This is a genomic window from Idiomarina rhizosphaerae (assembly GCF_024159085.1).
GTDB lineage: Bacteria > Pseudomonadota > Gammaproteobacteria > Enterobacterales > Alteromonadaceae > Idiomarina > Idiomarina rhizosphaerae.
In genome coordinates this window covers 522,231-534,575 of record NZ_JAMZDE010000007.1, presented here as the reverse complement: position 1 = coordinate 534,575, position 12,345 = coordinate 522,231, and the positions used below count along the sequence as shown (strand labels likewise).

Genomic DNA, 12,345 nt, shown 5'->3' with positions numbered 1-12,345 from the left:
CTGCAAAAAGGAACTCTAGTTCAAAGTCAAATAGCCATATTCCCTAAACCTTCCCCCAAACCAGCCGATAACAACACATAAGCTCTATCATTAAAGGTCAGGCTATGTTTTATCGGGTGCTCATTCTTTGTTTCTCACTGTCATTTTTCTTGGCTTCAGGCTCAGCAACAGCGCATGCTAACAACCCTCACGAAGCTATCGGCGACGACTTAGCCGAGCAACTCGCGAGTCAGCTCACTCACGACAATCATTCTCACTATGGGTCTAACATTGGCGTAACTCGCTGGGTATTAGCGGAGACGCTTGAGCAGCCGCAAGCGGGTGATTCGTTAAACGAACTCAGCCATCAGTTGAGCGAAAGCATCTATGCGCATCTTAAAGAGCGCAATTTAAGCCTGGTTGAATTCCGTGCCAAATCTTACATCTCTGTCGCGGAAGAGGGGGCTACGCTGCTTTCCCGTGACGTAGATGAGCTTGAACAACATCCTGAAATTGACTGGGTTCTGGTGGGAACTCTGTCTCGAAAAGACGCGGGGACTATGGTTAATTTGCGTATTGTCGACCGTCGTAATCAGGAAGTTTTGGCTGCGGCTAATCGTTATGTTCCTAAACACTTGTATTGGCCAAATAAACAAACTGAGCTAGTTAACGGTCGTTTACAGCGTCATTAAAAAGAGGCACAGCCATGAAGTTATCCATTTTTGTAAGTTTTACTGCGTTGTTTCTGGGAGCCTGCACCATGTCGCCGACTAAGCAGGAAGTAGCGCAGACTGAAGTAAGCGACGAAGAGAAAGCGGCAGCAGAGGAAATTTATACTCAGCCATACAGTGCCAGGTATAGCGCTGAGCTTGCCGAGCAACTGGTCAAAAATGCCAGCATTCGGCTGAATAGCGCAAAGGTGGGGATAACTAATTTGGTTGGGGTAACTGGCCAATATGACCAAAGTTCGCCGTTAAGTATGGTGCTGTCAGAGCAATTGGTGCAGGAGCTACACAGTCGTGAGCTAAGCGTTCTCGACTTTAAAGCGACTGACTTTATCCGGGTGACTCCAAAAGGTGACTTTGCGTTAACTCGTGACTATCTGGAACTGGATGAGATCATGCCAATTACTCATGTATTGGTCGGTACTTTGTCTCATCACCGGAATGGCGTTATGGCTAACGCCCGGTTAGTGAATATCAATACCAAAGAAGTGGCCAGTGTGGCGCAGGTATTTATTCCGGAGTCGGCGGTTAGACAGCTGGACGAAAACTATGGGCAACCGGTACTCCGCAAAGCTCCATAGTGAAAAGGGCCTGACGCTTTGTGTCAGGCCTGCCAATTTCCAACGTCTATCGTATTCTTTCTAACGTAACTCAGGTTTCAGTAAAGACATAAACTCACGAATACGCTCGGCATTTTTGCCAACATCGCTGCGCCCTACGCGTGACTTACTGCGAATATCTAACTCGCTACCATCTGCTGTACTACGAATTCGAATAACTACGTCGTCTTTAAAGCCAAACCAGGTAGTGGTTGCCGTGGCTTCAATTCTGCCTTCTGCTTCAGAGCTTTCCACTAACTCCCAGCCCATTTTATCGACGGCCAGTAATGCAGCCGAAAAAAGTTCATTCGGTGACTCCAGTGACTGGTATGTGCTTAGTTCAGGGTAAGCCTGACGTTGCTGTTTAGCTGTCTCTTCTCCGGCATATTCAACAGGGTTGGGGGCATCTGCACGCAGCGGCGCAATAGCCACAAACTCAGGCGGGTTTTGTGTGTCAGTCGTTATGTCATGAATAGCCGGGACATTCTGTGCTTTCAGGTACTGACTGAAAGGCATATAAAAAGCAAATCCTCCGGCAATAATGGCTAAACCACTAAGCCCGGCAACCAGCCCTTGTGGGCGACGAATAAAGTACCAGATAATGTTAAGCACGAAGGTTGCCGCACCAATATAAGCAGCCCAGCGCAGCAATAAGAAGGCCGTGCCTAGCTCGGCTGTTCCGCTTTTGTATAAAGGCCCTGATATAGCAAGCAGCACTACAGATAATAAACCCAGAAGAATAAATAAACCGTGTAACGCTTTCATAAAGACACCCTTAAAGTAATGTTGCCTGCTATTACGTCACTACATTGGGTTTGGGTCAACGGGAATTTAACAGTTTGACTCTTTTAGCGGTTTTCTAAGTTATTTAATTTCCAGTTATAGTCAACAAAACGAATATCTAAAGACTGGAAGTTCATGTTGTCAGAGCTGCTCGAGCCATAGGAGAGGGCTCCCCGATAACTTCTCAGGTAGTCTTTAAGCCCGTCAAAGTCCTCCCGGTACCAGTCAAAAATCTTCGACAGATAAATACCTTTATCATCAATACCGTTTTTATCGCGGTCGTTTAAAAAAGTGACCATCTGATCTTCTAGTTGAGTCTCCAGACTTTCACCGGTAAAGGCTTCTGCGCGCAGCTTAGGGCAGTTTACTGCCGCGCAGACTAAAGAGGCATGTATACGAGGCTCGTCAAAGTCGCCCCGAATTTTTTCGTGCTCAACCCAATCCAAAGTACGTTTTTCACCTAAAAGCGTAAAAAACGATTTCTCCCATGGGCTGGCAAATAGCCCGCCTAAATCGCGAATAGAATCAGCTTCGCCGGACTCAAATTTATCGATATTGTCGATAATAAGCTGCAGGGTGAAACCGTTGTATGCATTGATTAAAAAGGCCAGTTTCTGCTCATGCGTCCAGCTTTCATACTGTCTCGGCTCAACTGCAGACAGCGAGGCGAGATAATTGTCCAGGGGCAGACGGTTTTCAGACAACTCGCGGTAACTAACCGCTGACTTCAAACCGTCATCATAGACTGCAACATAGTCACTTAAAACATCACTAAAAGCGGCATGAGACTGATCAAATGACTGTGCAGCTGCCGCCATTTGAAAAACTAAGCCTAAAATAAAGAGTATCGCTCGCATTACATGTTCCTGTCTTCGGGTTACTATGTTTTCTACTCTTTGATTGTAGGGCATTAATTTAAAAACAGATCATCAATCTTGAAACGATTCTGCGTAATCGAAAAATACAAAAACTGCGTATAACCACAGTCAATAAAAAATAAGGGAAACAAGAATGAAAAAGTGGTGGTGGCTAGGGCTCTTGCCGTTAACAGCGGTTGCACAAGAAAAACCAATGGAAGTTATTGAGGTTATTGGTCGCGATGACGGAAGTGTCGTGCTGCCATCGGAAGAATCAACCGAGGGTTTGTTCGGCTTAGCGGAAAGCCTGCAGGAAATCCCCCGTGCTGCCACGGCTATTAGTGCGTCGTTAATGGAAGAAGCTGCCATTAATGACTTACATGATATTGCGCGTTTTGCGCCTAACAGTTTTGCTGCGGCGGGTTTTGGTAACCCATCACTGCCAACCATTCGCGGTCAACTGGGCGAGTTATTTGAAGCGGGTATGCGCCGTCAGGCCGGTAACAATGGGCTTGGTATTCCTATGTCGTTTAATGCCATTGAGGGCATCGCCGTTGTTAAAGGGGCTCCGCCGGTTATGCTGGGCACCACGCAACGCGTGGGCGGTTTCGTCAATTTACAGCCTAAAACGGCTCGGTTGAGCGAATCGAATTCTACCTTAAAAGCTCAATTTGGTGAGTGGGAACAGTATCGTTTGCAGCTTGACCATAACTGGGTGTTAAAAGATAACGAGCAAGGCCTGCGGGTAAGCGCCGAGTACGTTGACGAAGACAGTTTTTACGACTTTCACCAGCATCGCAGTAATGACCTTTTGCTGGCGTATAAGTTTGTTCCAAATGACGACACTCAGCTGGATATTTCCTTAGAATATTACGATGTTGACTGGACAGACAACGCGGGCATTAACCGCCCGACGCAAAACCTGATAGACCATAATTTGTACATTACCGGGCAGGGTGTTCAACCGAATGGTTCGCGGGTTCCGGGGGCCGGGGCTGTTGTCAGCCCAACCGGAGAGGTTCGAATTGACCGCAGTACCACGTTAACTGACCCGCTCGACACCAATACTGCTGAAACTACTTTGTTGCACGCAAAACTTCAGCATTGGTTAAACGATGACATAGTTCTGGTTAACCGCACGTATTATCAGTATTTAACTCGCGAAGGCATTAACCAGAACAGTTTTGTTGAAATTATTGATGGCGCTCACACTTTTGAAAACCGCACTGAGCTGCACATAAACAAGAAAACGGTAGTGGGTGTTAACTTACGAATTAACGATGTACTGGGTTACAGCCAGTTCTCAACCGAGGCGGATAACCCGTCCGATTTGACCGGGCCGCTGAGCAATCGCCGTATTCCGTTAACCAATGAACAAAAAGCCCGTTTAATTGAGCTGCGTCCGGATCTCTGGGTCTCGCCGGGTAGCCAGTACGATATTGACGGCGATGGCACGGGCGATTTTATTACGTCAGACACCACCGATTCAAAAAGCTACCAATGGGGCATTTTTGTACAGCATGAACTGGATATTACGGACAAATGGCGTGTTACCGGTGGCGTAAGAGCCGACTATTACGACGTAGACGCGAAAGATCCAATTCCACCACAAGGCGTTCAAGCAGCGAGTGATACCTACAGTGACTGGCTAACGGCGGTGAGTTTATCAACGCAGTATAACTGGACACCGGATCTGACATTCTACGCAACCGCCTATGAGAGTGACTCTACGTCGAACGCGATGGCGGGTGGTACGGTATTAAATGCCGCCGGTGAAATTGATTCGCAAAACTTTGCCACAGAAAATTCACTTTATGAACTGGGTGTTAAGTACGCTCCTAGTGATGCCCGTTGGTACGCGGACGCTGTGGTCTTTGACCAGAAGCGAAGCTTGCGCAACCGTGATGGCTCTAACAGCGGTATTCGCACCGAGGGTTTTGAAACTCAGTGGCATTTCTCTTCAGCCGCAGGAACGCATGAAGCCGGTTACTGGTTAACTCTGGCGGCCAGTTATATTGATGCGTACTATGACAACTCTACGGCGTCGCAGGGTACAGGTCAGGTGGCTGATGTGTTTGATGATTCACGCCCCGATATTATAGAAGGTACAGGAGTTGGCTCGCCTAATTTCACCGCGTTCCCTGCGTCAAACCAGCAATTACAGGGCATTCCCGAAGTACAGGCGTCAGCAGTTGCTGGTTGGCGGATAACCCCTGAATGGTCGGTCGGTGGCGACTTAAGTTATACCAAGCACTACCCGTTAGATTATTTGCAAACGGTGTTTATACGCGACCAGCATACACTGAACCTAAACGCGCGTTACCGCTTTAGCGAACAGCTAAGTGCCCGTATTGACGTGTTTAATGCCACGGATCAGGACAACTGGTCACCGGTGTTTGAAGGCGGTTATTTTGGTGCAACCCTGGCCTTTCCGTCGCAGCCAAGACACGCGCGTTTAAGCGTCGATTACAAATTTTAAGGAAAGCTCATGTCATTGAAAAAGCTGTTGTTGCTGTTAGTTATTATTGTGCTGTTTATCAGTGCGTTTGCATTTGATTTAACGCAGTATCTGTCACTGGATGTACTAAAAGAAAAGCAACAGCAGCTTAATCAACTTTTTGTTGATTATCCCTTTCAAGTATTTGCTGTTTATTTTGTTGTTTATGTTGCGGCTACCGCGTTATCGCTGCCCGGCGCAACTATTTTAACTTTGGGTTCTGGTGCCATATTTGGCCTGGGTTGGGGGCTTTTGCTGGCCAGCTTCGCCAGCTCATTTGGTGCCTTTCTCGCTTTTTTAAGTGCCCGCTTTATTCTGCACGACTGGGTTCAGGAAAAGTTCGGTGAGCGCCTAACCGCCATTAACCGCGGAATGGAGCGCGACGGCGCGTTTTATTTACTCAGCTTGCGTCTGGTTCCTCTATTCCCGTTTTTTGTTATTAACCTGGCTATGGGTCTAACCAAAATAAAGGGCTGGACGTTTTACTGGGTAAGCCAAGTGGGTATGTTGCTGGGTACCGCTGTGTACGTTAATGCCGGAACTCAGTTGGCGCAGATATCCAGTCTGGGCGACGTTATCTCGGCCGACTTAATCGGTGCTTTCGTTTTACTGGGTATATTCCCATTAATTGCCAAAGCGGTGCTGGCGTTTCTGAAACGCCGCAAAGCCTTTAAAGGCTATAAAAAGCCTAAGTCGTTTGACAATAATCTAGTGGTTATTGGCGCCGGTTCAGCAGGGTTAGTCAGTGCTTACATAGCGGCCACAGTAAAAGCAAAGGTTACCTTAATTGAAAAGCACAAAATGGGCGGCGACTGCCTGAATACTGGTTGTGTGCCTTCAAAAGCCTTGCTTCATGTGGCGGAGCTTGCTCATAATGCGCGTAACGCCTCAAGTGCGGGGGTTCATGTTGGTGAAGTGTCAGTTGATTTCAAACAGGTTATGCAGCAGGTGAAGTCGGTTATAAAAGACATTGAGCCGCACGACTCGGTTGAACGTTACACTAAATTGGGTGTGAATGTTGAGCAAGGCGATGCGCGCATTGTTTCACCCTGGGAAGTTGAAGTGACCAGCAATGTTGAAGGTAAGAGTGAAACCAAACGCATAACCACTCGCAGTATTATTATCGCGACCGGTGCGAAGCCCTTAGTACCTAACTTTGAAGGACTGGACCAAGTCGATTATTTAACCTCAGACACCCTCTGGGAGTTAGATGAACTGCCTAAACGCTTATTGGTATTGGGCGGCGGGCCTATTGGTTGTGAGTTATCTCAGGCGTTTCAGCGTTTAGGTTCACAAGTTACTCAGGTGGAAATGGCCGAGCGGCTTATGGCGCCGGAAGATGCCGACACAGTAGAACTGCTAACGCAGCGTTTAACGGCAGAAGGCATTGATATTAAACTGAGCCACAAAGCCTTGCGCTTCGAGCAACACAATGGCGAGTCGGTGCTTATTGCTGAGCAGACGGTTGATAACCAGAGCAAAGAAGTTGAGATACCCTTCGACAAGGTGTTAATTGCACTGGGGCGGCAACCCAATATATCGGGCTTCGGTTTAGAAGAGCTTGGCGTACAAACCAATAAAACAGTAAGTACCAATGAGTTTTTGCAAACCAACTTTCCTAATATTTACGCTTGTGGCGATGTTGCCGGGCCTTATCAACTGACTCATGTGGCTTCGCATCAGGCCTGGTATGCCTCGGTGAATGCCTTGTTTGACCCTTTCAAGACCTTCCGGGCAGATTACTCTGTCATTCCATGGGTAACCTATACCTCGCCGCAGGTAGCCAATGTGGGTTTAACCGAGCAGCAGGCGAAAAAAGCCGATAAACCTTATGAAGTGACTGAGTATGATATAGGTGAGCTGGATCGTGCCATTGCCGATGACAGTGCCTACGGCCGAGTGAAAGTGCTGACCAAACCCGGTAAAGACGAACTATTAGGTGTGAATATTGTTGGCCCGCAGGCCGGAGAACTACTGGCGGAATATGTGCTGGCAATGAAACACGGCATTGGCCTGAATAAAATACTGGGTACCATACACAGTTATCCGACCCTGGCGGAGGCGAATAAATACGTGGCCGGCGAGTGGAAGCGCGCCAACGCGCCGCAGAAGCTGCTAACATGGGTGGAGAAATTTCATCGCTGGCGCCGGAGTTAATATGCGTTTTATTGCTGCCATCTGTTTATTGTTAGTGACACTTTTTGCCTCCGTACCATTAAAGGCGGAAGTGGTGAACTTTTATGCCTGGGGTGGCTCGCCGGAAGTAAACAGTTACTTACGTTGGGCGCAAAAAGAACTGCAAGAGCAGGGCATTCAGTTTCGCCATAATAAAGTGGCGGACGCCTCCGAGGTGGTTAAGCAGATTATAGACGGTCATTCCAATGCGGATATTATCTGGATAAACGGTGAAAACTTTCATGCGCTGAAAGAAGCTGGGGCTTTGCGTTCCATTGCCGGTGAAATTAAGGCAATGAACAACATTAACCCGGAGCTTAATTGGCAGACTGACTTCGGCGAGCCAGTGGATGGGCTGGAAGTGCCCTGGGGCGTTGGGCAATTTAACCTGATTAGCCGCCCCGGGCTTTTCGACCATAAAACAGTGACTGCAGAAAGCCTACTTAACGCTGCCCGGGAAAATAAAGGTCACATCAGCTACCCTAAACCGCCGGAATTTCATGGCACTACCTTATTAAAATCGTTGCTGTTGTCTTTACATCCGCAGCAGCGCAGTGTGTTTCAGCAGTCTGTAAGTAGTGTTAATGCAAATGAGCTGACAGAGCCTTTATGGCGCTACTTAGACAAACTGCACCCATTATTATGGCAGCAGGGCGAGAACTTTCCATCTTCAGCCGGTGAGCAAATTTCTTACCTGGCAAATGGTCAGTTAATGATGGCGGTGAGTTTTAATCCCAATGATTATAAAACTCTGGTAAATCAGGGGCGGTTGCCTGCGGGCGTTGAGCGTCATACGTTGTCAAACAAAGCCATAACTAATAATCATTATTTGGCAGTGCCGACCAGCTCCAATAACTCCGAAGCTGCGAAAACGGTTATCGAGTTTTTATTGTCTGAAAAAGCGCAGCAACGAAAAGCCGATACCAACCGCTGGGGCGATCCTTCCGTCCTTAAAAGTGCGCAAGGCTCATCGCTGCTGGAACCCACCGACGACTTCCATGCCAGCTGGCAGGAGTATCTGGAGCGGGAATGGTCCGTGCGTTATCAATAGTTGCCTGGTTATTGCTCATTATTCTGCCGGTTGGCAGTGGTGTGCTCTTTCTGCTGTTCACGTCATTCGATCCGGAAACCGGCGTCAACTTAGCGGCCTTAACTGAGCTGCTGGCAGATTACGATTCAATAGCTTCAAGTCTTATACTTGCCGTAGCCGCGCCACTCATTGCTTGTTATTTGGCGTTATGGATGGCACCGGTATTATTAAAAAACGCTCGCCTGCAGCAACTGCTATCCCCACTTTTGTCCATTCCGCATGTGGCCTTTGCGGTCGGCCTTATGTTGTTAATGAGTCCTTCCGGCTGGTTAATTCGTCTGGTGGAGGCAATAAGCGGCATTTTCCCGGCACCGCCGGCAGGTTGGCCATTACCGGAAAAGTCGTTAGTGACGGTTATGGTGGTTTTGGTTTTAAAAGAGCTGCCATTTTTACTACTAATGATATCGGCTCAGCTAAAACAATTGCCCGTTAATTCATGGATGACACAGGCACAGAGCTATGGTTACAGCGAACGGCAAGCGTGGTGGCGCATTGTTACGCCGGAACTTTTACGACGGCTAACGCTGCCTATGGCGGCTGTTATTATATACTCTCTGTCGGTTGTCGATATTCCGCTGTTAGTGGGCAGTAACACGCCGGGTGTACTAGCGCAGCGTGTGTATGAATGGAGCTTTCAGTTCTCTGCCGGTAGTCAGGTTAAGGCAATAACAGGTGCCTGGGTTTTACTGGCTATGGCTTTAATACTGCTATTAATAAATGCCCGGCATTATGCTTTCTATCACCGCTTCGTGCTCGGTAAAAAAGTAACCCAACGGGCAAAACTCAACACAGATAAAGCCAGCCGTTATACCTGGATTCTTCTGGGTGTACTGTCGTTGGGGGTTATTGTTGTTTTAGCCCTGCAGAGTCTGGCGTCGCATTGGTTTTATCCAGACTTATGGCCGGCAAAACTGACTCTTGAACGCTGGCAAACGGAGTGGGCTTACTTAGCAGAGCCAACAGTGAATAGCTTATGGCTGGCGCTGCTCAGTGCGTTGGTTGGTACGGTAGCTGCAATTGTTCTGCTACAACGGCAACGACAGAAAGCCGCCGCTTCGTTTTACTGGCCGGTGCTTGTGGCTTTGTTTATTCCGCAGGTGCCTCTGGTGCTTGGTTGGCAACGGCTAGTTGGCGGGCAATTGAGTAGTGGCTGGCAGCCGTGGTGGGTGTTCTGGTCACATGCTGTATATACTCTGCCTTACGCCTACCTGATTTTGCACGGGGCTTACACCCGCTTTAACGAGCAGTGGCTAACCCGGGCTCAAAGTTTGGGTTATAGCTACCGGGCCGCCTGGTGGCGAATTATGCTACACATGCTAAAGCAGCCCATAGCAGTGGCTTTTGCGGTTGCCTTTTCGGTTAGTATTGCTCAGTACCTGCCAACGCAATGGCTGGGGCAGGGCTTAACGCCCACTTTAACCACCGAAGCCGTTAGCGTTGCCAGCGGCGGGGACTGGCGTATTGGCAGCCTTTATGCGCTGCTACAAATGCTACTGCCACTGGTGGTGTTTATTGCTGTCGGACTCATCAGGACAAAAAGTTATGCTGAACATTCGTAACCTCGAAATAAAAAGGCGCACAAAAAATGGCACTGAGCCTTTATTCAGTCTGAATGAACTGACGGTCGAAAAAGGTGAAATTGTCACGCTGATGGGCCCCAGTGGTGTAGGTAAGTCGACCTTGCTGCGCTGGGTTCTTGGTGAGCCCTTGCCTAACTTTCATATTCAGGGAGAGTTAAGGTTAAACGGAGAAGATATCAGCGAGCGCTCAATTGCCGCGCGCCAACTGGGCATGATGTTTCAAAAAGGCGGTTTGTTTCCGCACCTAACGGTTGAAGAGAACTGCTATTTTGCGCAAAAGCCTCGCTCAATACTGAACCGCCAGCAGCAAAAAGACAAAGCTCTAGCCATGCTGAACAATCTGGGGTTAACGGACAAATGGACGGTTTACCCCGACAGCTTAAGCGGCGGGCAGTATGCGCGAATCGCATTAATCTGCTCATTATTAGCAGAACCGCAGGCTATGTTACTGGACGAACCGTTTTCATCATTAGATACCAGTCTGCGAGAAGAAGTCAGGCAGTGGACCTTTGCACAACTCAAAGACAAACAAATGCCAACCTTATTAGTCACCCACGACGGCGCCGATGCTTGCGGTCGTGTGCTTGAAATACAGGGCACAGAAGTAAAAGGAGAAGTCGCTAATGTTTGACCCTAAGCTACTTCCGGCAACCCGAAAAATTCTCGACCTCCCTGCGCGCCTACTAGTTCGTGCTGGCGTCAGTGCTGATCAGGTTACCATAACGGGTTTTATAATCGGTTTGCTGGCAGTGCCATTTTTAGCCTTTGAGCTTTATGAATTCGCGCTGGCGGCTATTTTACTAAACCGCCTGTGCGACGGTCTGGACGGCGCGGTGGCGCGGCGCACTCAGTTAACCGACTCCGGCGGTTTTCTTGATATTGTGCTGGATTTCATTTTTTACAGTGCTGTGGTATTTGGTTTTTTATTGGCCTCGCCCGAACAGAACGCCATTGCCGCAGGCTTGTTGTTAGTCACATTTATGGGAACCGGCTCTACATTTCTGGCCTTTGCCAGCGTTGCCGGAAAGCGCGGTATCGAAAACCCGGAATATCCGAATAAGTCGCTGCATTATATGGGCGGTTTAACCGAAGGTTTTGAAACCATTTTAGCTTTTGTGGCGTTTTGTTTGTGGCCACAGCACTTTTCCGTACTGGCCTATATATTCGCTGCCGCCTGCTGGCTTACCGCAATAACCCGCATTGTTGCCGGTTACCGCACACTGAAACAGCCAACGGCAAAGCCGGACGGCTCCAATGTCTGAAACGGCTTGGCGCTTAAGTATTTTTCTTGGCGTATTGCTTATTATGGTGTTGTGGGAAGTTGCCTCGCCTAAGCGCAAGCCCCGCTATAGCCGTAAACAGCGCTGGCCGGCAAACCTCGCCATAGTTGCCGTCGATACGGTATTGCTGAGAATTATTGCGCCCGTTGGCCTGACTGGAACGGCGCTTTTTGCATCAGAAAACGGCTGGGGGCTTTTCCATTACTTAAGCAAGGCGGGCACAGAAATGCCCTTTTGGTTGGCGATGGTAGCCAGCATTGTCGCACTGGATATTGTTATCTACTGGCAGCACCGATTGTTCCACCGCATTCCTCTATTATGGCGAATGCACCGGGTGCACCATGCCGATCCTGATTTTGACGTCACCACTGGGTTGCGCTTTCACCCCGCCGAAATTGTGCTGAGTTTTTTCATAAAAGCAGCGGCTATTCTTGCTTTGGGCGCTCCGGCGTTAGCCGTTATTGTGTTCGAAATTATTCTTAATGCCTGCTCTTTGTTTAACCACGGCAACGTGGCACTGCCCAAACCTGTGGAAAAGCTCGTGCGCAAAGTGCTCATTACCCAGGAGCTGCACCGAATTCACCACAGTACAGAAAAAGAAGAAACCAACAATAACTACGGCTTTAGTGTCAGTTGGTGGGATCATCTCTTTCGTAGCTTCACCGCAGAGCCTAAGGCCGGTTCCGACAATGTCGATATTGGCCTGCATGAATACCGCGAAGCAAAAATAACGACCAAACTTTGGGGCTTATTGAAGATTCCCTTTACCCGGAATTAATA

Annotated in this window: 11 protein-coding genes; 9 read left to right on the top strand and 2 right to left on the bottom strand. The window is 48.5% G+C overall.

The features are described from left to right. Window positions 1–104 precede the first annotated feature (104 nt). Together NJR55_RS10275 and NJR55_RS10270 are read left to right on the top strand one after the other, a co-directional pair. Window positions 105–671 (top strand): FlgO family outer membrane protein, encoded by a 567-nt coding sequence (locus NJR55_RS10275; protein WP_253619847.1) that lies wholly within the window; start codon window positions 105–107, stop codon window positions 669–671. A gap of 14 nt (window positions 672–685) precedes the next feature. Then, entirely contained in the window at window positions 686–1,285 is a 600-nt protein-coding gene (locus NJR55_RS10270) for a FlgO family outer membrane protein (RefSeq protein WP_253619846.1), read from the top strand. 60 nt (window positions 1,286–1,345) lie between these two features. Here the strand turns inward: NJR55_RS10270 and NJR55_RS10265 are convergent, their stop codons facing one another. Then, entirely contained in the window at window positions 1,346–2,068 is a 723-nt protein-coding gene (locus tag NJR55_RS10265; RefSeq protein WP_253619845.1) for a DUF1499 domain-containing protein, read from the bottom strand. An 83-nt stretch (window positions 2,069–2,151) separates the two neighbouring features. After that, complete coding sequence (locus tag NJR55_RS10260; protein WP_253619844.1) at window positions 2,152–2,943, bottom strand: DUF547 domain-containing protein; 792 nt, start codon at window positions 2,941–2,943, stop codon at window positions 2,152–2,154. A gap of 154 nt (window positions 2,944–3,097) precedes the next feature. Between NJR55_RS10260 and NJR55_RS10255 the strand changes: the two genes are divergently transcribed. The 7 genes from NJR55_RS10255 to NJR55_RS10225 are packed head-to-tail and all read left to right on the top strand — an operon-like array spanning window position 3,098 to window position 12,343. Continuing rightward, complete coding sequence (locus NJR55_RS10255; protein ID WP_253619843.1) at window positions 3,098–5,422, top strand: TonB-dependent receptor; 2,325 nt, start codon at window positions 3,098–3,100, stop codon at window positions 5,420–5,422. Between the two features lie 9 nt (window positions 5,423–5,431). Then, complete coding sequence (locus NJR55_RS10250) at window positions 5,432–7,597, top strand: FAD-dependent oxidoreductase (RefSeq protein WP_253619842.1); 2,166 nt, start codon at window positions 5,432–5,434, stop codon at window positions 7,595–7,597. 1 nt (window position 7,598) lies between these two features. After that, window positions 7,599–8,666 (top strand): ABC transporter substrate-binding protein, encoded by a 1,068-nt coding sequence (locus tag NJR55_RS10245; protein WP_253619841.1) that lies wholly within the window; start codon window positions 7,599–7,601, stop codon window positions 8,664–8,666. Further along, on the top strand, window positions 8,645–10,264 hold the full coding sequence (locus tag NJR55_RS10240) for an ABC transporter permease subunit (RefSeq protein ID WP_253619840.1): 1,620 nt from the start codon (window positions 8,645–8,647) through the stop codon (window positions 10,262–10,264). The genes NJR55_RS10245 and NJR55_RS10240 overlap by 22 nt, the downstream gene beginning before the upstream one ends. Continuing rightward, the gene (locus tag NJR55_RS10235) at window positions 10,248–10,916 is read left to right on the top strand and encodes an ATP-binding cassette domain-containing protein (protein ID WP_253619839.1); all 669 of its coding nucleotides are present in this window, start codon (window positions 10,248–10,250) and stop codon (window positions 10,914–10,916) included. The genes NJR55_RS10240 and NJR55_RS10235 overlap by 17 nt, the downstream gene beginning before the upstream one ends. After that, window positions 10,909–11,547, top strand: coding sequence for a CDP-alcohol phosphatidyltransferase family protein (locus tag NJR55_RS10230; protein ID WP_253619838.1), 639 nt, complete (start codon window positions 10,909–10,911; stop codon window positions 11,545–11,547). Before NJR55_RS10235 ends, NJR55_RS10230 begins: the two co-directional genes overlap by 8 nt. Further along, window positions 11,540–12,343, top strand: a complete 804-nt coding sequence (locus NJR55_RS10225) for a sterol desaturase family protein (RefSeq protein ID WP_253619837.1) — start codon at window positions 11,540–11,542, stop codon at window positions 12,341–12,343. Before NJR55_RS10230 ends, NJR55_RS10225 begins: the two co-directional genes overlap by 8 nt. The last annotated feature ends 2 nt before the right edge of the window (window positions 12,344–12,345 follow it).